Genomic DNA, 23,329 nt, shown 5'->3' on the forward strand with positions numbered 1-23,329 from the left:
ACGGGTACTGCAAAGATCGCACCATGCGCGTTCTGATCACAGGCGGTACGGGATTCGTCGGCGGCTGGACGGCCAAGGCCATCGCCGACGCGGGGCACTCGATCCGGTTTCTGGTGCGCAATCCCGGCAAGCTCGAGACGTCGGTGGCCCGGCTCGGCGTCGACGTGTCCGACTTCGCCGTCGCCGACATCACGGATCGGATTGCGGTGCGCGAGGCGCTCGACGGATGCGAGGCCGTCGTGCACAGCGCCGCGCTGGTCGCCACCGATCCGCGGCAGCGGACGCAGATGCTCACCACGAACATGCAGGGCGCGCAGAACGTCCTCGGCCAGTCGGTCGAGCTCGGGCTCGACCCGATCGTCCACGTGTCGAGTTTCAGCGCGCTCTTCCACGCCGGGCTGGAGGAGCTGTCGGCGGACCTGCCGGTCGTCGGCGGGGCGGACGGCTACGGGACGTCCAAGGCGCAGGTGGAGATCTACGCCCGCGGCCTGCAGGATGCGGGTGCGCCGGTGAACATCACCTACCCGGGCATGGTCATCGGCCCGCCGGTGGGCGACCAGTTCGGGGAGGCCGGCGAAGGCGTCAAGGCCGCCCTGCAGATGCACGTGATCCCGGGGCGGAGCGGGGCCTGGCTGATCGTCGACGTGCGCGACCTGGCCGCATTGCACGCGGCGCTGCTCGAGCCCGGCCGCGGCCCGCGCCGCTACATGGCGGGCGGCCACCGCGTTCCGGCGGCGGAGCTGGCGAAGATGCTCGGCGAGGTGTCCGGGTCGGCGATGGTGTCGGTTCCGATTCCCGACACCGCCCTGCGCGTCGCGGGGGCGGTGATGGATCAGGCGGGCCGCTTCCTGCCCTTCGACACGCCGTTCACGTGGGCCGGGATGCAGTACTACACGCAGATGCCCGCCTCCGACGACTCGCCCAGCGAACGCGACCTCGGCATCACCTATCGGGACCCGCGAGACACGCTGGCCGACACGTTCGAAGCCCTGCGCGCGGTGGGCTGAGCGCCGGCGCCGTGTAGGAGGATCGACGGATGAAGAGCGTGACATGCACCAACGCGAAGCTCGAAGTCGTCGACGCCCCCACGCCGACCCCCGCCAAGGGGCAGTTGTTGATCGACGTCCTGCGGTGCGGCATCTGCGGATCGGACCTGCACGCGCGGCACCACTGCGACGAGCTCGCCGACGTGATGGCCGAATCCGGGTACGACGCCTTCATGCGCTCGGATCAGCACGTCGTGTTCGGCCACGAATTCTGCGGCGAGGTAATCGATTTCGGTCCCGGCACCCGGAAGGCTCCACGGCCGGGCACCCGGGTCGTCGCCCTGCCGCTGCTGCGGCGCGGCAAGGAGGTGCACGGAATCGGGCTGTCGACGATGGCGCCCGGCGCCTACGCCGAACAGTTGCTCGTCGAGCAGTCGCTGACGTTCGCCGTCCCCAACGGGTTGTCCCCCGAGATCGCCGCGCTGACCGAGCCGATGGCCGTCGGGTGGCACGCCGTGCGGCGCGGCGAGGTGGGCAAGGGCGACGTCGCGATCGTGATCGGCTGCGGGCCCATCGGTCTCGCGGTGATCTGCATGCTCAAGGCGCACGGTGTGCGCACCGTGATCGCGAGTGACTTCTCGCCCGGCCGCCGGGCGCTGGCGACGGCGTGCGGGGCCGACATCGTGGTCGACCCGGCGCACGGCACGCCCTACGAAACGCGGGCGGGCCGCAAACACCTGCACGGCATCCTCGAGGCGTTCGACCTGGCGGTCGGCACGATCGAGAAGCTCCAACGGCTCCGGTTGCCGTGGTGGCACCTCTGGCGGGCCGCCGACGCGGTCGGCGCGGCGACGCCGAAGCACCCGATCGTCTTCGAATGCGTCGGAGTGCCCGGCATCATCGACGACATCATCGCCAACGCACCGCTGTTCTCGCGCGTCGTCGTGGTCGGGGTCTGCATGGGCGCCGACCGGATTCGTCCCGCCATGGCGATCAACAAAGAGATCGACCTGCGATTCGTCCTCGGCTATACGCCGCTGGAGTTCCGCGACACCTTGCATATGCTCGCCGACGGCAAGGTCGATGTAGCGCCGCTGATCACCGGGACGGTCGGGTTGTCCGGCGTCGACGCCGCGTTCGATGCGCTCCGCGATCCCGAGGCGCACGCGAAGATCCTGATCGACCCCAACAGCGACGCTAATCGGCCGGTTTGATCTCCAGGCCGACGTGCACCTTGTCGATGCCACCCCGCACGATCGAGTGCGCGTAGAACCACCAGGCGTGGTACCAATACCGCTTGAGCACGGCGTTGTAGACGCGCCGCGTCTCCGACTTCGGCAGCACGCGGGCGATGCCCTCGACCTCTTCGCTCTTGGGTTTGCCCAGCGCGGCGCTCTTGGCGATCGTCACCCGGGGCGTGTTCTTGATCCGCTTGGTTTTCCATGACCCGTCATCGGTGATGACCAGCAGTTTGTCGCCGTCGGGGACACCCCAGATCGGCGTGGGCTTGGGGCGGCCGTCCTTGGTGAACGTCGTCAGCAGGAGGTACTTGGATCCGATGACGTCGGAGAAAGTGGGAGGCACGGCCTTCCTTCCTTTACGTGTTTACTGCGGACCCAGTTCCCCGATCACGCCCCTTCCTAATCCTGCCGCCCGCCCCGGCTAGACTTTTGGGCGCTCGCCCAAACGCCGGCTCGCCACGGTCCCTCGACAGGAACTCCACGCCATGACCGCTCCCGAACGACCGAAGCCGCGGGATTCCACGACGCGCGACACCCTGATCGACGCGACCGTCCGGGTCATGGTCGACGAGGGCTATGCCGCCGCGACGTCGCGCCGGGTGGCGGCCGAAGCCGGCGTCAAGCCGGCCCTGGTGCACTACTACTTCCCCACCATGGACGACCTCTACCTGAACGTCTTCCGCCGCGGCGCCGCCGCCTACCTGGAGCGCCAACAGCGCGCGCTTGCCTCCGACCGTCCGCTGCATGCGTTGTGGGACACGCTCGTCGAGCCGAAAGACACCCGCCTGCTGCTGGAGTTCATGGGTCTGGCCAACCACCGCAAGGAGATCAGGGCCGAGATCGCCGCCTGGTCGAACCGGTGGCGCGAAATGCAGATCACCGCGCTGAATTTCATTGTCCGCGAACACCACCTGGACGCCGGCGAATTCCCGCCCGCCGGCATCGCGGTCGTCATCGCCGCGGTCGGTCGGATGCTCATCCTGGAGCAGGCGCTGGGCGCCACGACCGGCCACTTGGAGGCCGTCGCGCTGGTGAACCGCATCGTCGACCGCTTCGAGATGCCCGGTTAACCCCTTTCAGGGCAAGATCACTCGCAGCCGCTCCCAGCCCCGCACGGTCGAGGTCGAGGCCAGTTGCGCCGTGTCGTAGTCGATGCCCCATTCGGGCCAGCGGTTGAGAATCTCGTCCAGCGCGACGCGGCCTTCCAAGCGGGCCAGGTTGGCGCCGAGGCAGTAGTGCACGCCCTTACCGAACGTGATGTGCGAGATGTTGTCGCGCCGGACGTTGTAGGTGTCGGGATCGGCGTAGCGGCGGGGATCGCGGTTGGCGGCGCCGAACAGCAGCAGCATGGCGCTGCCCGCCGGGACCGTCGTGCCGTAGCACTCGAAATCCCCTGCCATCCAACGGGCGACGTGCGGGCCGGTCGGCTCGAATCGCAGCGTCTCGTCGACGGTACGGGTCAGCAGCGACCGGTCTTCGAAGACCGCGCGCCGCTGGTCGGGATGCTCGGCGAGCACCTTGGCCAGCCAGCCGATCAGCCGGCCGGTCGTCTCGTTGCCGGCCCCGGCGACCACCTGCGTGTAGTGCAGCACCTCCTTGCGGGTCAGCTTGCGGTGCACCCCGTGCTCGTCGTCGAACTCGACGTTGAGCAGCGTCGTCATCAGGTCGTCGGAGGGGTTCTTGGATCGCCACTGGACGTAGTCGGCGTAGATCCGGCCGTCGGCGATCGAGTCCGCGTCGGCGACCTTCAGTGGTGCGCCCGGCTTGGTGCGCAGGTTCGCGTCGTTGGCGTCGCGCACCGAGACCTGTTCGGACTCGGGGATTCCCAGCAGCATCCCGATCACCCGCATCGGCATCATCGAGGCGAGCTCGGCGATGATGTCGAAGCCCGGGGACCCGACGAGCGGGTCCAGGCACCGCACGCAGTATTGCCGGATCTGATCCTCGAGCTCCGCCATCCGGCGTGGCGTGAACACCCGCGACATCAGGCCGCGCAGCCGCGTGTGTTCGGGCGGGTCCTGGAACATCATCACCCCGCCGGGCATGTCGAATTTCGACTGGATGAGCTCGAGGATGTCGCTGCGCCTGTTGGAGAACGTCTCCCAGTTGGCCAGTGCGCGCTCCACGTCGGAGTGCCTTGACAGCGCCCAGAAGTCGTAGCGCTCGTTGTAGTAGATGGGCGCCTCTTCGCGCAGCCGCGCGTAGGTGGGATAGGGGTCGGCATTGATGTCGACGTCGTAGGGGTCGTAGTAGACGTCCAACCCGCCCATCGCCACCTCCATCCTCAGCGGTTTGGGCGATCGCCCAAATCCTGGCGCACCCATGTCTACAGCGGGGACGGCGGGCAGTCAAGACGCCCGGCGGGGATATCACCGGACGGGGTTTGGTCTGCCCGCTGTCCCGGATCTGTGAAGATTTCGCGCCCCGGTGTGAAGCCTTCGTTAAGAGCGCGGCAAGCCCGCGATCGGAGCGGCACCGTGGGGACATGACGCTCTTGGAGCCGGCCGGCGCCGACGTGCGGGCGCGCGCCGACCACTTGCGGGTCACGGCGGCCTACGCCCTGATGCTGCTCGCGGTCTCCGTCACGCTGACGGCGCTGGGTGGGCACGCCCGGGCCGCGGTCGTCAGCGAGATGAGCACCAACTTGCACAACCTGGCGCACGGCCACCTGGGCGCCCTGGTCGGTAGCGCCTTCGTCAGCGACGGCGGCGACGTCTATCTCTGGCTGCCGGGGTTGGTGTGCCTGCTGGCGCTGGGTGAACTCATCTGGCGCGGCAGGGGCCTGCTGATCACCTTCGCGGTCGGCCATATCGGTGCCACCGTGATCGTCGCCGTGGGGTTGGTCGCCGCGGTGGAGACCGGCCGGTTGCCGTTCTCGGTCGCCCGGGCCACCGACGTCGGCATCAGCTACGGCGCGGTGTGCGTGCTGGGCGCCCTGACCGCGTCGATACCGTTGCGCTGGCGCCCGGCCTGGATCGGTTGGTGGCTCGGCATCGCGGTGGCGGCGACATTCGACGCGGACTTCACCGCGTTCGGCCACGTCCTCGCGCTGCTGCTCGGCATGGCGTTGTCGTTCCGGTTGCCGTCGATCCCGCGCTGGACGGGCGTGCACGCCGCCCTGCTCGTCGTCGGCGCCGCCTTCGCCTACTTCGTGCTCTCGGGGTCGTCGTCGTTGCCGGCTCCCGTCGGCGGGTTGACGGGCGCAGTGATCGCCATGCCGCTCGCCGGTCGGGTCATACGGTCCACCGCCGGCTGATCGGTCATCCCGTCACCGTTTCGATCTGGTAGCGGCTCGCCGTCCACGGTGGGGAGTCGGGCGCCGGCGTGAGGGTGATCGTCAGCTGCGCCTTGTCCGCGGTCGCCGGTGGCGGTAACAGGTAGGTGTCGTCGAGCCAACGGTGAAAATCGTTGCCGCGCGGCTGTAGCCAGGTCCCGACGGGAACGCCGTCGACGGCCACATCCGCCGATTGAAATCCGTCGGCCTGATCCGACGTGCGGCGCACCAGGATGCCGCGGTTGCCCGGGTCGATGTCGACGTGGAAGGTGATCGCCGCGTTGGTGGCGCGCACCGATCCGACCACCGGGCGGATGTCCTCGGCGCCTTCGTACTGGCTGACCAGCAGCTGGTCCGTGGCGTCGGCGTCGGCGTAGCCGTGCAGGAGCCGGCTGACCGGATCGGCGGGGCGGACGTCATCGCCGGGTGCAAGCGTCTCGTTGGGTTGCGTATAGAGGAAAGCCGTTGAGCTGTAGTCGGGTTGGACCAGATTGCGTTTGCCGTGCTCGATGCCGAAGCGGATCGCGGAGTGGTAGTCGATGGCGTCGGCGAGCATCAGCCGATAGACGGCGACGCAGTAGTCCGCGCAGCCCCCGCCCGCCGTCCGCCGATCGGGTTGTCCGGTGAGCGGGTCGCTGAAGCGGGTGCCGTCCTTGAAATACCAGCCGCCCTCGTAAAGGTCCTCGGTGCCGGTGCCGTACCACTGGGGCGACGAGGCGCCGTCGGTGTAGACACGCTCGGCGCCTTCCAGGAAGTAGGGGGCGGCCTCGCTGAACGCGGTCCTGATGCGGGTGCCCCGGATGGTGTGACTGACCCCGACGAACTTGCCGTGGCCCTGTTCGTCGGCGAACAACCAGTCCTGGCCCAGGACCGTCGGCGCGGCGTGCGAGCGAGCGGTGAAGTATCCGGCCCGGCCCTCGGCCAGGGCGGACGCCCACTGGGCATCGGGGGCGATCGTCACGTCGCTGTCGATCCCGGCCACCGGATCGTCGGTGGTGTTGATCAGCGTGATGCGAACCGCGTGGGCGAACGGCATGGGCCACCACGCCGACAACGCCAACGACCCCTGCGGCCCCGGGCTGGCCGCGAACATCAGCGAGCGCACGGTGCCGGCGCCCAACCCGGCGCCGAAGAACTCCCCGAGCGGGGAGTCGACCGTCGTCCGGCCGTCGAACTCCATCTGCAGCCGCAGGCCGCCCAGGAGTTGATCCGTCGGCTCGGGCAGCCGCAGGCGCAGCGCCGAGATGCTGGCCGGGCCGGTCGATTCCGCGACCGTCACACCCGCGCCCGCGGGGAGCTCGACGACCCGGCTCTCGGGAACCGCCGCGGCCTCCGGTTTGGGGTCGGCGGTGCCCGCCGCGCGCAGCGTGGCGAGCACGTCGAGCGCGGGGTCGGCCGCCGAAAAGGTGGTCACGCCGTCGGCGGTCGAGAACTGGCGGTAATCGACGTGGTAGTACTCGAGATTCGCGGTGACGCTGATGCGCATCGACTGCCGGTAGGGCATCGGTACCTTGATGTACACCCCGCCCGGCGACTGCGCCGCGTTCGCCACCAACGGCCATTCGAAGGGCGCACCCAGCGCGCCGTCGACCACCGATTGCAGCGGCGCGTCCAACACCGTCCGCCCATCCAGTTCGATGCGGACGTTTCCCATCTTGGTCACATTGCCGCCGTCGCGGGTGAACCAGATCGAATCCACCTCGCCGGCGCCGCGATCCTCCGCGACCACGCAGCCGGCGCCGCCGGCCGTCAGGCAACCGCCGGTGCCGTTGTGATTTCCGGTGGAGAGGTCGAAGTCACCGCCGCTGCGGTCGAAGCTGGAAAGCTGCAGGGCCTGGGTGTCGGGACGCAGGTAGGGCAACCGGTCCAGCCGGCGGTAGGTGTCCCAGCCGATCAGCCGTTCGGCCGCGCCGTTGCCGCCGGGCTCCGCCGGCGCGTGCGCCGCCATGGTGACGCCGGCCGTGGACAGCACGAAGGCGAACGCGACGCACCACGTACCCATCACGACCCGCATGGCGACAAAGCTTACGTTTCCCGGTCGGGTTGACCCGTTTTTGGAATCCAACGGGGGACCGGCCCCGTGCGGCGCCCGCGTGAAATGTATTCAAGCCGTTGGGGGTTGGGGAGGTATGGACCGGGAGTGTCACGAGCCGATCCGTCGGCGAGGTCGACGGCGGTGGTGCGGGTGCGCCTGAACGAGTTCAAAGGCACGATTGCCCGGGAGCCGGCACATACCGATAGACACTACCGGCCGCCAATTTCCAAACCTAGGGTACGCATCTTCTTTTCCTTGAGTACGTTTGGAATCCATCCGCCGGTTTTCAAAGGCAAGGCGGATAGCGCATTGCCGCCTCGTTTCCAATTCGTCCCCGCGGAGAATTCTGCCGAAATGAATGCAAATCCGTTCCGGCCGCGTCGGATTGAAGCACGGCTCCCGGACCGTTTGATCCACGGCCCGGGCGGTTCAACGGGGGCCCGGCCCCGTTCCAATCTATTGACTCGCAGACGGCCGCAAATTTGGTGAATCCCATAGCATTCCGCATTGCACTCACGTAATATAACTCCCCTCGGGCGAAACATTTCTCCTCTCACGGACGGAGTGGTCATGTCTCGTTTGAAATACAAGGTTGTTCTCGGCCTGGTCCTGGCCTTCACCGCCACCGCAGCTTCCGGTTGCACGGTGCCGTTGACCATCGATTGCGCCACTGCAGCCACCGGAGTGACCTGCACGCCATAGAGCTGCCCGGCCGGCCGTCGGGGGTTGCGCTACTGGCACGCTTTGTTTGATACGGCTCATTTTTGGAGCCATCGAGGGGCAGTTCCAAATTGCCTCGAGCGTGCCAGTCAGCGTACCGACTCGCGGTCGCGTGCCCCGGTCAGGTTGTCTGTCTTGCAGGCGATCTCGCGCATACGGGGCAGTCCGTTCCACCCGCCTTAAGGGCCTAACGTCATCCACACCGTCCTTGCCATGTTCTGGGCTTTCGCGTGCAACGGTGCCCGAAACCCCTTGCTGTCGTCCATGTTTGGGCACCGAGAACGTGACCCGGCCTGGGTCAGCTGGTTCGTCACTGTGACAAATCAACTCAAGGCTGTGTCGCACAACGGAATCAGGTCCAGACGCCGAGTCGGCTTGAATCAATTGGCCGAAATCATCGGAAATATGTTGAAATACACAGCATTCCGCATTGAACTCACGTACTATAACGATCCTCGGGCGTAAACAGTTCTCCTCAGGGGATGGGAGTGGTTCATGTCTCGTTTGAAGTACAAAGTTGTTCTCGGCCTGGTCCTGGCCGCCACCGCATTGTCAAGCGCCGGTTGCACGCTGCCGTCTATCTCGTGCACCAGCTCGTCTACCGGAATCACCTGCACGCCATAGAACTTCGGGCCGTCGGGGTTACGCCACTGGCACGCCTTACCTCGCGTAGGCGTGCCAGTTGGCGCTCCGATTCAGCCGGCGGCATGGCTTGCCGAAAGCACCTGTGCACCAAAGGTGTCGTCTGACCGACGCATCACGTTGAGCTGTGCCGCGCTGTGTCCGCGGGGACGTGCCGGTCAAAGCGGTGTTGTCTTACTTTGACTTGCCGTCCTTCTTCAGGTCGGTATCACGGCTTGGCTGAACACGTTTGGGTTCGCCCGGCATCTTCGGGTAGTTGGGCGGATACGGCATGTCGCCGAGGCCGCGATCCTCGTCGGCGTCGGCCATCTCCAGCAGTCGCGCGATCGATTGTGTCGCGTCTTCCATTGCGGCCCAGGGGTCGTCGCGCGCTCTTACCAGATCGGGAACGGTCGCGATGGTGTAATCGTCGGGTTGCGCGCCGGCCAGCTCGGCCCAGGTAAGCGGTGTCGACACCGTCGCGATCGGGGTGGGCCGCACCGAGTAGGCCGACGCCATGGTGCGGTCGCGGGCGTTCTGGTTGAAGTCGATGAAGATGCGCTCGCCGCGCTCTTCTTTCCACCACGACGTGGTGACCGCCTCGGGGGCGCGCCGCTCCACCTCGCGGGCCAGCGCGATGCCGGCGCGGCGCACCTCGACGAAGTCCCAATCGGTGGCGATCCGCAGGAACACGTGAATCCCGCGCCCGCCGGAGGTCTTGGGGTACCCCACCAGGCCAAGCTCCTCGAGCAACGGCAGCAACACGTCGACGGCCACCGTCCGCGCCTGCTCGAAGCTGACTCCCGGCTGCGGATCCAGGTCGATGCGTAACTCGTCGGGATGGTCGGTGTCCGGGCAGCGCACCTGCCACGGGTGCAACGTGATGGTGCCCATCTGTGCCGCCCACACGATCGCCGAGGGGTGCGTCACCTTCAGCGCGTCCGCGGTGCGTCCCGAGGGGAACGTCACCCGGCAGGTCTGCAGATAGTCGGGGTGGTGCTGCGGAATCCGCTTCTGGTAGATCTCCTCGCCGTCGACGCCATCCGGAAAGCGCTGCACGTGGGTGGGCCGGTCACGGAGCGTGTCGAGCATGGGGCCGCCCGCGACGGCGAGGTAGTACTCCACGAGCCGCCGTTTGGTGCCTTTCGAGCCCAACTCGGGGAAATACACCTTGTCCGGATTGGTCAGGCGCACCGCCACACCGTCGACGTCGAGCTCTTCTGCAGCAGCCATACCGAAGATTCCAGCACAATCGGCCTATGGACTTACCCGTCATGCCGCCGGTGTCGCCCATGCTGGCCAAATCGGTGCGGTCGATCCCGCCGGACGCGTCGTACGAGCCCAAGTGGGACGGATTCAGGTCCATCTGTTTCCGTGACCGCGACGAGGTGGAGCTGGGCAGCCGCAACGAGCGGCCGATGACCCGGTACTTCCCCGAGTTGGTGGCCGCGGTCCGGGCGGAGCTGCCCGAGCGTTGCGTGATCGACGGGGAGATCGTCATCGCGACCGCCCATGGCCTGGACTTCGAGGCCCTTCAACAACGCATTCACCCGGCGGATTCGCGGGTGCGGATGCTCGCCGAGGCGACGCCGGCGGCGTTCATCGCCTTCGACTTGCTCGCCCTGGGCGGCGACGACTACACGCGCCGGCCGTTCAGCGAGCGCCGCGCCGCCCTCGTCGACGCGCTGAGCGACTCCGGCCCGTCGGTCCACGTCACGCCGGCCACCACCGACATCGATGTCGCGCAGCGCTGGTTCGACGAATTCGAGGGCGCCGGTCTCGACGGTGTCGTCGCCAAGCCGCTGACCGTCACCTACCAGCCCGACAAGCGCGTCATGTTCAAGATCAAGCACGAGCGGACCGCCGATTGCGTGGTCGCCGGCTATCGGGTGCACAAGTCCGGCGGTGACGCGATCGGCTCGCTGCTGCTCGGGCTCTACCAGGACGACGGTCAACTCGCGTCCGTCGGCGTGATCGGAGCATTTCCGATGGCCGAACGGCGGCGCATGTTCGCCGAAATGCAGCCGCTGGTGACCGATTTCGACGACCACCCGTGGAACTGGGCGGCCCATGAGGCGGGTGAACGGACCCCGCGCAAGAACGAGTTCTCGCGCTGGAACGCCGGAAAGGATCTTTCGTTCGTGCCGCTGCGACCGGAACGAGTGGTCGAGGTCCGCTACGACCACATGGAAGGCCGGCGATTTCGCCACACCGCACAATTCAACCGGTGGCGCCCGGACCGCGACCCGCGTTCGTGCACATACGAACAACTCGAACAGCCGGTCACCTTCAGCCTCGGTGACATCGTCCCGGGCTTGGGATCCGGCTAGAAGGGTGGCGGCTGGTTGCGTTCGGCGACGCGGGCGGCGTTGAGCGCGCGCTCGGCGGCGATGCGGCCGGCTCGGTCTTGTTGCCGAGTCCGTCGGCGTTTCGGCATCATGACGCCGCGGTCCGCAGGCGGTCGAAATGTCGTTGCTGCAGTGGGTAATTCCCCCGTCGGCACGCACAGCGCGGGGAACAACAGGCGACTGCCCGGCCGGGTGGTGTAGGTCTGTCCGTTCGGAGACGTCCACACCACGGTGCCGTCCGGCCGTTGCTCGTCGCGCCAACCCGTCCAGAAAGTTTTCAGAAGGTGATGTTTCCGGCACAGGCATTTGAGGTTCGACGCGTGGGTGGGACCGAGCGGATACGGCACCGTGTGGTCGATATCGGCGAACTCGGCGGGTCGATCGCAGCCGGGGAATCGGCACGTCATGTCCCGGCATCGGATGAAGCGCTCCAACTCCGCCGACGGGCGATAACCCGGCTCGGGCGCTGCGCCGGCGGGGTGGCGCACCGGCCGAACCTTCGCGCCGCCCCGGATCAGCTCGGCGACCTGCGCCGCCGATACCACCCCGCCTCCGTTGATCAACGCCGGTGGCCGGGCCTCCGGAACGTCCGGCTCCGGATCCGGTGCCAGCGCCTCGGCCAGGGTGGTCTGATCTGTGACGGGCGTGCGGGCCGGTGCACCGGCCGTGTGCGGGTCGGGGGCGGCATCGAGCGCGGAAGCGTCCGCAACGAGGTGGACGACCACGCCGGCCGCCCGCGCGTCCCCGTCGACGCCGGCCAGGCAGTCCGCGTTGCCGCAGCCGCACGCGAGCCGGTCCGCGCCCGCGGCCAGCGCACCCAACGCGTCGGCTCGGCGCTGGGCAACGGTGCGCGGATCGTCTTCGCACACATCGTGAGCCATCTGCAGCAGGCGCCGGTCCAGCATCGCCGCGTCGTGCGCGTAGAGCCGGCCCCACAAGGCCGCCGTTCCCGACTGGTCGGCCGATCGGTCGATCACGACGTCGCGGCTGCGGGCGCTGGCGCGCGTCCTCCTCAAGGCGGCCGGATCGTGGCGGTCCACCACCGCGTCGATGGCCTGCGCGGTCTTATTGGCCGACATCGGCCCGAATCGCGTCGCGTCTTCGGCCAGTGTGGCATCGATCGATTGCAGTGTCTCGGCGTCCTTGACGAGATCGGTGTGCCAGACGATGGTCGCCGCCAGCCGAGCACTGATGATGCCCTCGGCAAAGAGCGCCGCCACCCGCGGGAGCCGGTTGCGCAGCGCGGCGGCCAGGTACATCTGACCGGATGCCATGGCGTGGCTGATGTTTTGCGCCGCGGCGACCTCGGCGGCCATGGCGTCCCAGTTGTCGCACGACCAGTGGGCCGAGATCGTGGGGCCGTCGGCGCGGCGGTGGACGAGCTCGGCGATGGCCGCCAACCGGCGCGCCGCGGCCGCCGCCTCGACCCGCGCGCACGTGGCGATCGCGGCCGCCACCTCCGCGTCGTCGGCGCCCGCCAGCTGCTCCGCGCTGGGCAACGAGCAATCGAACATAGTTTCGATAGTAGTGCCGGCGATCGACCGCGGGCCCGCCAAAGCGCCCGCCTGTGGGCAAAGTCCAGACTGTGGATAACCGCGGCGGGGCGTTTAACGCCCCCGAAGAGCGGGCACGCGACCTGACATGTCAGTGACAGCGTTCCAAGATTTGCCGCTGGCCGACCGCGATCGCAATTGGGACGGTGGTGCGGCCGAGAAGCGGGTCCGCAAGTGGGCCGGCGCCGAGGACGCGCCGAACCAGAAGTACCGCGACGCCCATGTTTGGTACGACAACGACAAGAAGGACAACTTCACGGCGTACAAGCTGCTGATCGCCGATGTCGTCGGCGGCGACCTCAAGGCGGTCCCCCGCGGGGTGATGGCGGCAGGCGCCATCATGGACGGTGCGCGCGGCGGCATCGACCTGCCCAAGGCGGACGTCGACCGGGTGAAGAGCCATCTGGCCAAGTACTACACGAAGATGGGCGAGAGCGCGCCGTGGGACCGCGAAGGCTAGCTGCGAGCGCCCTGGCAGCGCGAAGGCCAGAGCGGAAAAGCTAGACCGCGACCGACAGCTGCGACAATCCCCGCAGCGTGACGTTCGCCTTGTACTGCGGCTCGGTGTCCAATAGCCGGGCGCCGGGGAAGCGCGCCGTGACCCCCGACAGCGCCACCCCGGCTTCCAGCCGCGCCAACGGCGCGCCCAGGCAATAGTGGGCGCCCCGGCCGAATCCGAGATGCCGCAATCCTTTCCGCTCCGGGTCGAAGACGTCCGGCCGGTCGAATTCCGCAGGGTCGCGGTGGGCCGCGGCGAGCAACAGCATCATGACATCGCCCGCCGGCACCTCGACTCCACCAATCACCATGTCGGCCAGAGCGATTCGGCCCACCAGCTGCACGGGCGGGTCGTAACGCAGGGTCTCCTCCACTATCACCGGCGCTCGCCCGGGGTCGGCGCCCAGCGCAGTCCACTGCCCGGGGTTGCGCAGCATCGCCAGCACGGCATTCCCGATCAGGTTCACCGTCGTCTCGTGTCCCGCGATCAAGAGCAGGTTGCAGGTGGAGACGATCTCCTCCTCGGTCAGTTGATCTCCGGACTCCTCCACCGCGATCAGCGCCGACAGCAAGTCGTCGCCGGGATGTGAACGGCGGCGCTCGATCAGAGCATGGAAGTATTCGCGCAGCCACACCGCGGCCTGCTGTCGCTCGCTCGCGACGTCCGAGGGCACGCCGGTGATCGTCGAAAACGGGTCCAGCGCCTGAGCCAGCAACGCCGACGCGCGGCTGAATTGCGGCTCGTCATCGAGCGGCACGCCGAGCAGCCGGCAGATCACCGCCACCGGCAGCGGATAGGCGAAATCGTCGACAACGTCGAAGCGCCCCCGATCGGCGGCCCGATCGAGCAATCCGTCGACCAGCGAACGAATATCGGGCTCGAGCGCGCTCACCACCCGCGGCGCAAACGCTTTGCTGACCAACCGGCGCAGCCGGGTGTGATCGGGCGGATCGAGGAACAGGAAGCCCGGCGGGCCCTGCCGCTGCGGCGCCGTGCCCGCCTCGGCCTGCCGCTTGGCAACCGTCGAGTTGACGTTGTCGCTGCTCGACGAGGGGTGCCGCAACACCTCGTCGCAGTCGGTGTAACTCGAGAAGACCACCAGGTTGGCGTCGGGCAGTCGCAGCGCCCCGCCCTTGCGGAACTGCGCGCAGAGTCGGTACGGGTCGGGGCGGTTGGCTGGGTCGAGCAGTTGCAGCAGCAACCCCTGCGATTCGGCTTGCTCGGGAGGGGCGGTCGTCATGCTGACATTGTGCACACCAGCGGACCGCGCCGGCGGCCGCGCACGTCAGGCACCTTCGCCGAACCCCGCCGGATCCGAATGCGCCATCAATCGGTCCAGAAATGCGAGCTGGCCCTTCAGCAGCTTGACGCTGGCCTGCGCCACCGAAAACCAGCCCACCCGATCGACTTCCGGAAACTCGCGCATCGTGCCCGAGCCCCTCGGCCACTCCAATTCGAAGGTGTTGCTGCGGGCCCCGGAAACGTCGAGGTCGCCGCGGACGGCGAAGGCGGTGACCACCTTGCCACCCGACTGTTTCAGCTGCCCGAGGTCCAGCCGGGGCCCGGCCGGCACCGGAAGCCCGAGTTCCTCGGAGAACTCGCGTTGCGCCGCGGCCCAGGGGTCCTCACCTTCCGTGTACTCCCCTTTGGGAATCGACCACGCGCCGTTGTCCTTTCGCGCCCAGAATGGGCCACCCGGATGCGCGATCAGGACTTCGACGACGCCTCCACGGGCCCGGTACAACAGCACACCCGCGCTGAGTTTCGGCATCCGCTCAGGACCCGACCGCGCGTTCCAGATCCTTGAGCGACGACTCCAGATGCGCAAGCAGGCGCTGCAGGTGCGGCACGCTGCGCCGGCATCCCACCAGGCCGAAGTCCAGGTTGCCGGCGTTGTTGGCCAGGGTGATGTTCAGCGCCTGGCCGTCCAGCGCGATGGACAGCGGGTAATTCCCGTCGAGCCGGGCTCCCCCGTAGTAGATCGGCTGGGTCGGCCCCGGCACGTTCGAGATGATGATGTTGAACGGCGGCGACGTGGACGCGACCCAGCCCGGGACCGCGGCCAGCGCCAGCGCCGACGTATTGACCGCGGACAGCGCCAGCGCCTGGAACCGGGGCAGCTGCGAGAACACCGTCTTGTTACTGCGCATCGAATCGCTGATGGTCTGCAGTCGCTGCGCGGGATCGTCGCTGTCGGTGGCGAGGTTGCACAGGATGGCGCCGACGAGGTTGCCCCCGGCGTCGGCCTCGTCCTCGGTGCGCAGGCTCACCGGGACCATCGCGATCAGCGGCGTGTCCGGCAGCGCGTTCTGCTCGAGCAGGTAATAGCGCAGGGCGCCCGAACACATCGCCAGGACGACATCGTTGACGGTCACGCCGGCGGCCTTCTTGACGCTTTTGATCCGGTCCAACGACCACGACTGCGCCGCGCAGCGGCGCGCGCCGCCGATCTTGACGTTCAGCATGGTGCGCGGCGCGCCGAAGGGCAGCGTCAGCTGCTGCTCGAGCAGCGCGGCGCGGGCCAGCGATACCGCCGATGGGGCAAGCGCCGCAACGGATCCCGCCGCATGCAGTGCGGAACGCAACGGGCTCAGCGGGCTGCTCTTGCGCTTGCTCTTGGGCAGGCTCCACGGCGCGCGGAACTCGGGATCGTCGGGATCGGTCGAAAGCGCGCGCTGCATCAGCTTCTGCGCCGAGACGCCGTCGATCAGTGCGTGGTGGACCTTGGTGTAGATGGCGAACCGGCCATCCTTGAGGCCCTCGATGATGTGCGTCTCCCACAGGGGGCGATGCCGATCCAGCAGGCTGCTGTGCCACCGCGAGGTCAGCTCGAGCAGTTCACGGATCCGTCCGGGCGACGGCACCGCCGAGCGCCGCACGTGGTAGTCGACGTCGACGTCCTTGTCGTAGGACCAACCCAGGTTCGCGATCCCGCCGACGAACGTGGCCGGGTGTTTGCGAAAAGTGGGCTGAAAGTCGTCCTGCTCGACCAACCGGTCGTAGAGTTCCCGGACGAAGCCGCGGCCGGCGCCGTTCGGCAACTCGAACAACTGCAAGCCGCCGACGTGCATGGGATGTTCCCGCGATTCTCCCAGCAAAAAGATCGCGTCGGTGGGCATCATCAGTTCCATCCCCCCATTAGACCCCGATCGACGCCGGGGCGACGGCGCTCTTGGAGAACATCGTCGTCTTTCGGCGGCGGTCATCGGGTGGCAGCATGAATTGGTGACGACAACATCGCTGACCTGGGATGTGGTGGCCGTTGACAAACCGGACGACGTCAACGTGGTCATCGGCCAGGCACATTTCATCAAGACCGTCGAAGACCTGCACGAGGCGCTGGCAGGAGTGAGCCCGTCGCTCCGGTTCGGACTGGCCTTCTGCGAGGCGTCCGGACCGCGGCTGGTCCGCCGCAGCGGCAACGACCCCGATCTGGTCGAACTGGCGACACGCACCGCGGTGGCCATCGCGGCCGGGCACAGCTTCGTGATCTTCTTACGCGAGGGCTTTCCGGTGAATGTCCTCAACCCCGTGAAAGCGGTGCCCGAGGTCTGCGGAATCTACTGTGCCACAGCGAATCCGGTTGACGTCATCGTCGCCGTGTCCCCCCGCGGTCGCGGCATCGTCGGCGTCATCGACGGGCAGACCCCGATCGCCGTGGAAGGCGATCGCGACGTCGCCGAGCGGCACGATCTGCTGCGCACCATCGGTTACAAGCTTTGAGCGGCAGCGCCGTCAGGACTCCGCGAGCGACCATGCCGACGTCGCGATCAGGTCGCCCCGGTCCAGCCCCGCGGCCCGGTGTTCGTGCACCTTCGCGTACTCCGGCGTGCTCACCATGTCGATGAACGCCTGCGGCGTCGGGTATTCGACGACGAGAATCGCATCCCACCAAGGTCTTTCGCCGTCGCCGATCACATAGGTCGGCGCGGTTCCCGCGTAGCGGACGGTGGCGCCCACCCGCTCGAGGTGCGGCGCAACCTCCTGCCCGTAGCGCCGGTAGGACTCCAGGCCGCCCGGGGTCTTGAACTTCAACAGGTTGATCATCACCACCGGCGCGCCGGCGGGCCGGGCGGCCAGCGCGGCGAATTGTTCGGCGGTGGGTTCCAGGGAGCTGCTCATGGTGACGATTAGAGCAGATCGGTGATGGTCTTCAGTCCCGCCTCGTACAGCACGCCGGGCAGCATGCCGCCGTCGTGCTCGATGGTGGTGCCGTTGACGAAGTCCGCCTCCCCGCCGGCGAGGAACACGCAGACCTTGCCCACCTCCGCCGGCTCGCCCGCTCGCCGCAACGGAACCGCGGCGAAATACTTTGCGCCCGTTGGGTCATCCTTGGGCAGCACGAATGACCGAAAGTTCTCGGTCATCGTCGGACCCAGGGCGATGCAGTTGACCCGCACCTTGGGTCCCCACTCCTCGGCCAGTGAGCGGGTCAGGTGGTTGAGACCGCTCTTGGCCGCCCCGTAGGACACCAACGTCGGTGATCCCGCCGGGTGCCCGGCCCCGCTGGAAATGTTGATGATGCAGCCGACGCCGTCCTGGGTCCGCATCTGCCGGTAGGCGCGGATGGCGAACCACAGCGGGCTGATCAGGTTCATCTGCACCGCGAACGCATGGAACAGGGCCGTGCGCTCGTACTCATCGTCGCTACCGGGCGCGCCCTGAATGCGTTGGACCAGTTCGGGGATGCTCTCGGCGTGCGGCGCCGGCACGGTGCCCCCGGCGTTGTTCACCAGGATGTCGACCCGGCCGTGCTCGGCGACGACCTCGGCGACGAAGGAGTCGATCGCGCGGTGGTCCCCCTGGTCGCACACCTTCTGGGATGCCCGGGCCGCCCAGTCGGATTCCAGCCCGGGGATGGTGTCGAGCGGCGAGCGCGAACAGCCGATGACGGTGGCGCCGGCCCGCAGCAGTTCGTGGGCGATCCCGACGCCCACGCCGCGACTGGTCCCGGTGACGATCGCGACTTTGCCGTCCAGCGCGCTCATGCGGGCCCTCCACTCGAAGCCGATGTTGACAGTCACTGTCAGCGGGTCATACTGTGCCAGTCCGGTCGTGGGCGTGTAAAGGCATGCAATTCGGAGGTCACCAGATGAGTAGTCCGTCCAAGCTCCGCGTCATCCAGTGGGCCACGGGAGGAGTCGGCAAGGCGGCCATCGCGTGCGTCCTGAACCATCCGCAGCTGGAGCTGGCCGGCTGCTGGGTGCACAGCGCCGAGAAGAACGGTGTCGACGTCGGCCGGATCCTCGGGACCGGGGACCTCGGTGTCACCGCCACGTGCAGCGCCGAGGAGATCTTGGCCACCGACGCCGACTGCGTCGTGTACAGCCCGCTGGTGCCCAACGACGACGAGGTCATCGCGATCCTGAGATCCGGCAAGAACGTCGTCACCCCGGTCGGCTGGGTGTATCCCGATCCCGGCAACCCGCGGCACCGCGCCGTCGCCGACGCCGCGGTCGAAGCCGGGGTGACCCTGCACGGCTCGGGAATCCATCCCGGCGGCATCACGGAGCGCTTCCCCCTCATGCTGTCCTCGCTGTCGTCGGCCGTCACGCACATCCGTGCCGAGGAGTTCTCCGACATCCGCACCTACAACGCCCCGGACGTCGTCCGCCACATCATGGGCTTCGGCGGCACCCCCGAGGAGGCCGTGCAGGGGCCGATGGCCGGCCTGCTCGAGGCGGGCTTCAAGCAGTCGGTGCGGATGATCGCCGACCACATGGGATTCCGCATCGACCCGAACATCCGGACCATCCAGGACGTCGCGGTGGCGACGGCCGACATCGACTACGCCCCCTTCCCGATCACCACCGGAGCGGTGGCCGCGCGCCGGTTCCGCTGGCAGGCCCTGGTGGACGGCGAACCCGTCATCACGGCGGCGGTCAACTGGCTGATGGGCGAGGAGAACCTGGAGCCGGCCTGGAATTTCGGCGGGCTGGGCGAACGGTTCGAGGTCGAGATCACCGGGAACCCCACCGTGAGCCTCACCTTCAAGGGCCTGCAACCCGAGACGATCGCCGAAGGGCTGGTGAAGAATCCGGGCGTGGTGGCCACCGCCAACCACTGCGTCAACGCCATCCCCGACGTCTGCGCCGCGGCGCCCGGCATCAAGACCTACCTGGACCTGCCCCTGTTCGCCGGCCGCCCGGCCGCCGGCCTCGCGGTGTCATGACCGCGGTACTGGGCGACGTATCCTTCTGTCACCTCGTCGTCGGCGTGACCGACATGGACCGCGCTTTGACGTTCTACCGCGACCTGCTCGGCATGGAGGTGGTCTTCGAAACCCTGATCTCCGGTGAGCCTTTCGACGCGGCCCTGCACGCCACCCGTAAGCAGGAGGGCCGGGTGGTGGGCGGCCTGCTGGGCGGCCTGATGGTCGAGCTGCTGTCGCTGGGCACCAAACCCGCCGAGCAGAAGCCCGCGCGCCGGGGCATCACCGGGATCCACAATGTGTCCCTGTCGGTGCCCGATCTCGCCGAGGCCCACCGCCGGGTGAGCGCGGCCGGCTTCCCGCCGGACCAAGACCCTTTCGAAATCGGCGGGGTACGAATGTTTTTCGTCAAGGATCCGGACGGGACCGCGGTCGAGTTCATCGAACTGCCCGACGGCGCGCGCAGCACCTACGAGATGCACCGCGGGGTCCCGTTGCGGATGGGACCGGCCGGATGACCTACAGCCACCCGTCGTCGATGCGCGGCCACGTCGCGATCGTCACCGGTGCCGCCCAAGGCGTGGGCAAGGGCACCGCCGCGGCGCTGCTCGAACGCGGCGCCGCGGTGCTGCTGGTCGACATCCAGGACGACTTGTTGGGCAAGACGACTGCCGAGCTGTCGCCGCTGGGCCGCGTGGAGAAGCTGACCGCCGACCTGCGTGACCCGGCCAGCGCCCGACGGATCGTGACGGCCGCGGTCGACGCATTCGGCACGGTGCACGGCCTGGTGAACAATGCGATCGCCACCAACGAGCCCAAGGCGTTCGTCGACATCACCGCCGAAGACTTCGCGCTCGGTCACGACGTGGGCCCGCGGGCCACGTTTTTGCTCATGCAGGCGGTGCACCCCGTGATGGTTGCGGCCGGCGGCGGGTCGATCGTCAACCTCGGCTCCGGCACGGGCACCGGCGGGGAACCGAAATGGGGCGGCTACGCCGCCGCCAAGGAGGCCATCCGTGGCATGTCGAAGGTGGCCGCCCTGGAGTGGGGGCGCGACAACATCCGCGTCAACGTCATCTGCCCGTTCGCCGAGTCGGACGGAGTCAAGTTCTGGAAGTCGTTCGCGCCCAAAGAGTACGACAAGGCCGTGAGCCGTGTGCCGATGAAGCGCATCGGGGATGTCCGCACCGACGTGGGGGCGCTGGTGGCCTTCCTGCTGGGCAGCGACGCGACGTTCGTCACCGGGCAGACCATTCACGTCGACGGCGGGATCGGCTGCTTCCGGTGACCTCTCCCGCCCGACCGCAATCGCTGCGCGATCGGCAGCGCGCACAGATCCGGGCCGACATCAGGCGCGCGGCGTTCCGGCTGTTCGTCGAACGCGGATACGACGCCGTGACGACGGAGGAAATCGCCGCTGCCGCGGGCGTTTCCCCGCGCACCTTCTTCCGGCATGTGCCTACGAAAGAAGACCTGCTGCTCGCCCCTGTCCGCCATGGCGGCGCCGCGATCGTCAACCTGCTCGAGCAGCGGCCCGCCAACGAGTCACCCGACGTGGCGTTGATCAACGCCATCATCACGCGGACCCGGTCGTTCGAGCAGGCCGACACCGACGAGTGGCGGGAGGCGCTGCTGGTGGCCCCCGACCTGCTCCGTAAGGTCACGGTCCACACGCCCGCCGACAAGGAGCGGGCCGCCAAGCTGATCGCCGGGCGCATGGGGGTGAACCCCGACGTCGACATCCGTCCCGGCCTCCTGGTCCAACTCGCCTTCGCGGCGGCCGATTTCGGATTCCAGCGATGGGTGCGCCAGTCCGGACGCCCCTGGCCGCTGGATCGCTACGTCACCGAGGCCCTCGAAGCCGTCAGGAGCCCGCACTGGAAGAGAAAGCGCGCCTGATCAGCGCCGCGCCGCCTCGGGATTGGCGATCCGGATCGGGTCGCCGTCCAGCCAGGCGGCCACCGCCTCCACGGTGTCGGAGTAGAAGGCGCCGAGCATTTCGCGGGTGACATACCCCAGGTGCGGCGACAGGGTCACGTTGGGGAGCCGGCGCAGCGGATGATCCGGCGGCAACGGTTCGATGTCGAACGCGTCGAGCCCGGCGCCCGCGATGCGCCCGGCTCGCAGCGCACCGATCATGGCGGTCTCGTCGACGATCGGGCCCCGCGACGTGTTGATCAGGTACGCGTGCGGCTTCATCAGGGCCAGCTCGTCTTCCCCGACCAGGCCGCGTGTGCGTTCCGACAACACGACATGGACGGAGACCACGTCGGACTCCCCGAACAGCGCCGCCTTCTCGACGCGGCGCGCGCCGGCGGCCGCGGCGGCCTCCGCGGTCAGGTTCTGGCTCCATGCGATGACCTCCATGCCAAAGACATTCGCGTATTCGGCCATGCGCTTGCCGACCCGGCCGAGCCCGATCAGCCCGAGCGTCTTACCGGAGAGCGTGACGCCCGTCGTCGACTGCCAGGCGCCCTCACGCATGCGTCGGTGTTCTTCGGCCAGGTTGCGCACCGTGGCGATCAGCAGGCCCCAGGCGAGCTCCGGGGTGGCGTCGTGCACGGAGCGAAACCTCGGATGGGCGAAGTCGGTGTGGGCGACGAGGATGCCCCGCTCGGTGGCCGCGGCCATGTCCAGGCTCGGCAGGCTCCTGCCGACGATGGTGATCAGCTTCAGGTTGGGCAGCCGTTCGAGCAGCGTCCTCGGCAGCGCCATCCGCTCGCGCAGGGTGCAGATCACGTCGAACGGCCGCAGCACCTCCGCCGCTTCGTCCTCGGCGAGATGCCGGTCGAAAACCGATACACGCGAATGCTTTTGCACCGGCGACCAGTCCGCGAGGCGTAGCGCCACACCGGCGTAGTCGTCGAGTATCGCCACCTGCGGCCGGGAGTCACCCACGCCCCCATTCAAGCATCGAACACCGGCCCGGTGACGCGCCGGCTACTCCTGTTTCTGCCCGCGGCGAGTCAACGGGTTGACCGGCGCGACTCAGCCGCCACCGCCACCGCCACCGGCACCTCCACCGCCGCCACCGGCACCACCGGCGGCGCCTCCACCACCCGCGCCGCTCCCGGCGCTGCCGCCGCCACCGTAAATACCACCTGGAGCGGGCGGTGGCGGCGGGGGTGCCGGGTTCGACGATGTGGGCGCGGGCGGCGCCTCGGGCGCGTGACCTGCCAGTGTGTTTTCGCCAGCGCCGCCGCCGAAGGCGAGCGCCAGACCGAGGGTGGTGGCGCCGCCAACGAGCGCCAGAGCTCTTCTCACTTCAAGTTTCATGCTTGGCCGCATACCCGGTCTCGGCATGCGCAATCATCACTAGCAATTGGCGCCGGCTATGCAGCCGCTATCGGGGACGCGGCCCGGATTGCTCGGCGGAGGTGAGGGCGGTGGCGGGGCGGGGCTGGACGTCGTGGGTACGGTCGGCGCCGCTGGTGCACCGCTTGCGGGCGTCTGCGCGCCGCAGCCGGACAGGATCGTCAGCGCGGCGGCACCGCCCAATGTTGCAATTGCTTTTCTCGCTTGCGTTTTCGTCATCGTCGTTCCTCTTCGTGGTTGCCGGGGCATGGCTCAGCCGCCACCGGCGCCGCCCCCACCACCCGCGCCGGAAAGTCCGTTGCCGCGGCAGTAGTAGTAGGCGTCGCATTGTTGGCGCTGGGGAACCACCAACGGTGGTGGTGGCGCCGGCCTGGATGAAGTCGGCGGCGCCGGGGCCGGGGGCGCACCGTTTGCCGAAGCGCTTGTGCCCGTGGTGCAGCCGATTCCCAGACCCAGGGCGGCGGCGCCGCCGAGCACCGCGGCGGCCTTGCTTACACGAGATGTCATGAGACCTCCTTTTCTCATCTCGGCTCGTACTTTGATCGCGTACCCGCAATTCGCGGTCGCATTCACGAGCGAGAAGCCG

General features: G+C 68.2%; 23 protein-coding genes. 11 read left to right on the forward strand and 12 right to left on the reverse strand.

Annotated elements, in window-relative coordinates:
* Window positions 1-23: 23 nt before the first annotated feature.
* Entirely contained in the window at window positions 24-1,007 is a 984-nt protein-coding gene (locus tag BST44_RS06550; protein ID WP_083175909.1) for an NAD-dependent epimerase/dehydratase family protein, read from the forward strand.
* Between the two features lie 29 nt (window positions 1,008-1,036).
* On the forward strand, window positions 1,037-2,200 hold the full coding sequence (locus BST44_RS06555) for a zinc-binding dehydrogenase (protein ID WP_083175911.1): 1,164 nt from the start codon (window positions 1,037-1,039) through the stop codon (window positions 2,198-2,200).
* Here the strand turns inward: BST44_RS06555 and BST44_RS06560 are convergent.
* A complete protein-coding gene (locus BST44_RS06560; protein WP_083175913.1) occupies window positions 2,184-2,570 on the reverse strand; it encodes a PPOX class F420-dependent oxidoreductase in 387 nt (128 codons plus the stop codon). The genes BST44_RS06555 and BST44_RS06560 overlap by 17 nt on opposite strands.
* A 142-nt stretch (window positions 2,571-2,712) precedes the next feature.
* Here BST44_RS06560 and BST44_RS06565 point away from each other — a divergent pair, with 142 nt between their 5' ends.
* On the forward strand, window positions 2,713-3,297 hold the full coding sequence (locus BST44_RS06565; protein ID WP_083175915.1) for a TetR/AcrR family transcriptional regulator: 585 nt from the start codon (window positions 2,713-2,715) through the stop codon (window positions 3,295-3,297).
* A gap of 6 nt (window positions 3,298-3,303) precedes the next feature.
* On the opposite strand, the gene BST44_RS06570 is transcribed toward BST44_RS06565, so the two are convergent.
* On the reverse strand, window positions 3,304-4,497 hold the full coding sequence (locus tag BST44_RS06570; protein WP_142274381.1) for a cytochrome P450: 1,194 nt from the start codon (window positions 4,495-4,497) through the stop codon (window positions 3,304-3,306).
* A gap of 215 nt (window positions 4,498-4,712) precedes the next feature.
* On the opposite strand from BST44_RS06570, the gene BST44_RS06575 reads away from it, so the two are divergent.
* Window positions 4,713-5,483 (forward strand): rhomboid-like protein, encoded by a 771-nt coding sequence (locus tag BST44_RS06575; protein ID WP_142274382.1) that lies wholly within the window; start codon window positions 4,713-4,715, stop codon window positions 5,481-5,483.
* Window positions 5,484-5,487: 4 nt separating this feature from the next.
* Here the strand turns inward: BST44_RS06575 and BST44_RS06580 are convergent, their stop codons facing one another.
* Window positions 5,488-7,515, reverse strand: coding sequence for a glycoside hydrolase family 172 protein (locus BST44_RS06580; RefSeq protein WP_142274383.1), 2,028 nt, complete (start codon window positions 7,513-7,515; stop codon window positions 5,488-5,490).
* 1,557 nt (window positions 7,516-9,072) lie between these two features.
* On the reverse strand, window positions 9,073-10,110 hold the full coding sequence (gene ligD / locus BST44_RS06590) for a non-homologous end-joining DNA ligase (protein ID WP_083175919.1): 1,038 nt from the start codon (window positions 10,108-10,110) through the stop codon (window positions 9,073-9,075).
* A 26-nt stretch (window positions 10,111-10,136) separates the two neighbouring features.
* Between ligD and BST44_RS06595 the strand changes: the two genes are divergently transcribed.
* The gene (locus BST44_RS06595) at window positions 10,137-11,207 is read left to right on the forward strand and encodes an ATP-dependent DNA ligase (protein WP_083175921.1); all 1,071 of its coding nucleotides are present in this window, start codon (window positions 10,137-10,139) and stop codon (window positions 11,205-11,207) included.
* Here the strand turns inward: BST44_RS06595 and BST44_RS06600 are convergent.
* Entirely contained in the window at window positions 11,204-12,739 is a 1,536-nt protein-coding gene (locus BST44_RS06600) for an HNH endonuclease signature motif containing protein (protein ID WP_208619738.1), read from the reverse strand. The genes BST44_RS06595 and BST44_RS06600 overlap by 4 nt on opposite strands.
* Window positions 12,740-12,866: 127 nt before the next feature.
* On the opposite strand from BST44_RS06600, the gene BST44_RS06605 reads away from it, so the two are divergent.
* Window positions 12,867-13,238 carry a hypothetical protein gene (locus tag BST44_RS06605; protein ID WP_083175923.1) on the forward strand — a complete coding sequence of 124 codons (372 nt, stop codon included), beginning with the start codon at window positions 12,867-12,869 and terminating at the stop codon, window positions 13,236-13,238.
* Between the two features lie 40 nt (window positions 13,239-13,278).
* Here BST44_RS06605 and BST44_RS06610 read toward each other — a convergent pair whose 3' ends face one another.
* The 3 genes from BST44_RS06610 to BST44_RS06620 are packed head-to-tail and all read right to left on the reverse strand — an operon-like array spanning window position 13,279 to window position 16,408.
* Window positions 13,279-14,517 (reverse strand): cytochrome P450, encoded by a 1,239-nt coding sequence (locus BST44_RS06610; RefSeq protein WP_083175925.1) that lies wholly within the window; start codon window positions 14,515-14,517, stop codon window positions 13,279-13,281.
* Between the two features lie 45 nt (window positions 14,518-14,562).
* Window positions 14,563-15,048, reverse strand: coding sequence for an NUDIX hydrolase (locus BST44_RS06615; protein WP_083175927.1), 486 nt, complete (start codon window positions 15,046-15,048; stop codon window positions 14,563-14,565).
* 4 nt (window positions 15,049-15,052) lie between these two features.
* Window positions 15,053-16,408: a WS/DGAT/MGAT family O-acyltransferase gene (locus BST44_RS06620; protein ID WP_083175929.1), complete on the reverse strand. Its 1,356-nt coding sequence runs from the start codon at window positions 16,406-16,408 to the stop codon at window positions 15,053-15,055.
* Window positions 16,409-16,502: 94 nt separating this feature from the next.
* Here BST44_RS06620 and BST44_RS06625 point away from each other — a divergent pair, with 94 nt between their 5' ends.
* Window positions 16,503-17,000: an adenosine-specific kinase gene (locus tag BST44_RS06625; protein WP_083176128.1), complete on the forward strand. Its 498-nt coding sequence runs from the start codon at window positions 16,503-16,505 to the stop codon at window positions 16,998-17,000.
* 12 nt (window positions 17,001-17,012) lie between these two features.
* Here BST44_RS06625 and BST44_RS06630 read toward each other — a convergent pair whose 3' ends face one another.
* Together BST44_RS06630 and BST44_RS06635 are read right to left on the reverse strand one after the other, a co-directional pair.
* Window positions 17,013-17,399, reverse strand: coding sequence for a DUF1330 domain-containing protein (locus BST44_RS06630; RefSeq protein ID WP_083175931.1), 387 nt, complete (start codon window positions 17,397-17,399; stop codon window positions 17,013-17,015).
* A gap of 8 nt (window positions 17,400-17,407) precedes the next feature.
* Window positions 17,408-18,265, reverse strand: a complete 858-nt coding sequence (locus BST44_RS06635; protein WP_083175933.1) for an SDR family oxidoreductase — start codon at window positions 18,263-18,265, stop codon at window positions 17,408-17,410.
* A gap of 104 nt (window positions 18,266-18,369) precedes the next feature.
* On the opposite strand from BST44_RS06635, the gene BST44_RS06640 reads away from it, so the two are divergent.
* The 4 genes from BST44_RS06640 to BST44_RS06655 are packed head-to-tail and all read left to right on the forward strand — an operon-like array spanning window position 18,370 to window position 21,327.
* On the forward strand, window positions 18,370-19,449 hold the full coding sequence (locus BST44_RS06640) for an NAD(P)H-dependent amine dehydrogenase family protein (protein WP_083176130.1): 1,080 nt from the start codon (window positions 18,370-18,372) through the stop codon (window positions 19,447-19,449).
* Window positions 19,446-19,946, forward strand: coding sequence for a VOC family protein (locus BST44_RS06645; RefSeq protein WP_083175935.1), 501 nt, complete (start codon window positions 19,446-19,448; stop codon window positions 19,944-19,946). The genes BST44_RS06640 and BST44_RS06645 overlap by 4 nt, the downstream gene beginning before the upstream one ends.
* Complete coding sequence (locus tag BST44_RS06650) at window positions 19,943-20,716, forward strand: SDR family NAD(P)-dependent oxidoreductase (protein ID WP_083175937.1); 774 nt, start codon at window positions 19,943-19,945, stop codon at window positions 20,714-20,716. The genes BST44_RS06645 and BST44_RS06650 overlap by 4 nt, the downstream gene beginning before the upstream one ends.
* On the forward strand, window positions 20,713-21,327 hold the full coding sequence (locus BST44_RS06655; RefSeq protein ID WP_083175939.1) for a TetR/AcrR family transcriptional regulator: 615 nt from the start codon (window positions 20,713-20,715) through the stop codon (window positions 21,325-21,327). Before BST44_RS06650 ends, BST44_RS06655 begins: the two co-directional genes overlap by 4 nt.
* On the opposite strand, the gene BST44_RS06660 is transcribed toward BST44_RS06655, so the two are convergent.
* Together BST44_RS06660 and BST44_RS29445 are read right to left on the reverse strand one after the other, a co-directional pair.
* Window positions 21,328-22,326, reverse strand: a complete 999-nt coding sequence (locus BST44_RS06660) for a D-2-hydroxyacid dehydrogenase family protein (RefSeq protein ID WP_244184742.1) — start codon at window positions 22,324-22,326, stop codon at window positions 21,328-21,330.
* 669 nt (window positions 22,327-22,995) lie between these two features.
* On the reverse strand, window positions 22,996-23,250 hold the full coding sequence (locus BST44_RS29445; protein ID WP_142274384.1) for a hypothetical protein: 255 nt from the start codon (window positions 23,248-23,250) through the stop codon (window positions 22,996-22,998).
* Between the last annotated feature and the right edge of the window lie 79 nt (window positions 23,251-23,329).

The organism is Mycobacterium scrofulaceum (assembly GCF_002086735.1).
GTDB classification, from domain to species: domain Bacteria; phylum Actinomycetota; class Actinomycetes; order Mycobacteriales; family Mycobacteriaceae; genus Mycobacterium; species Mycobacterium scrofulaceum.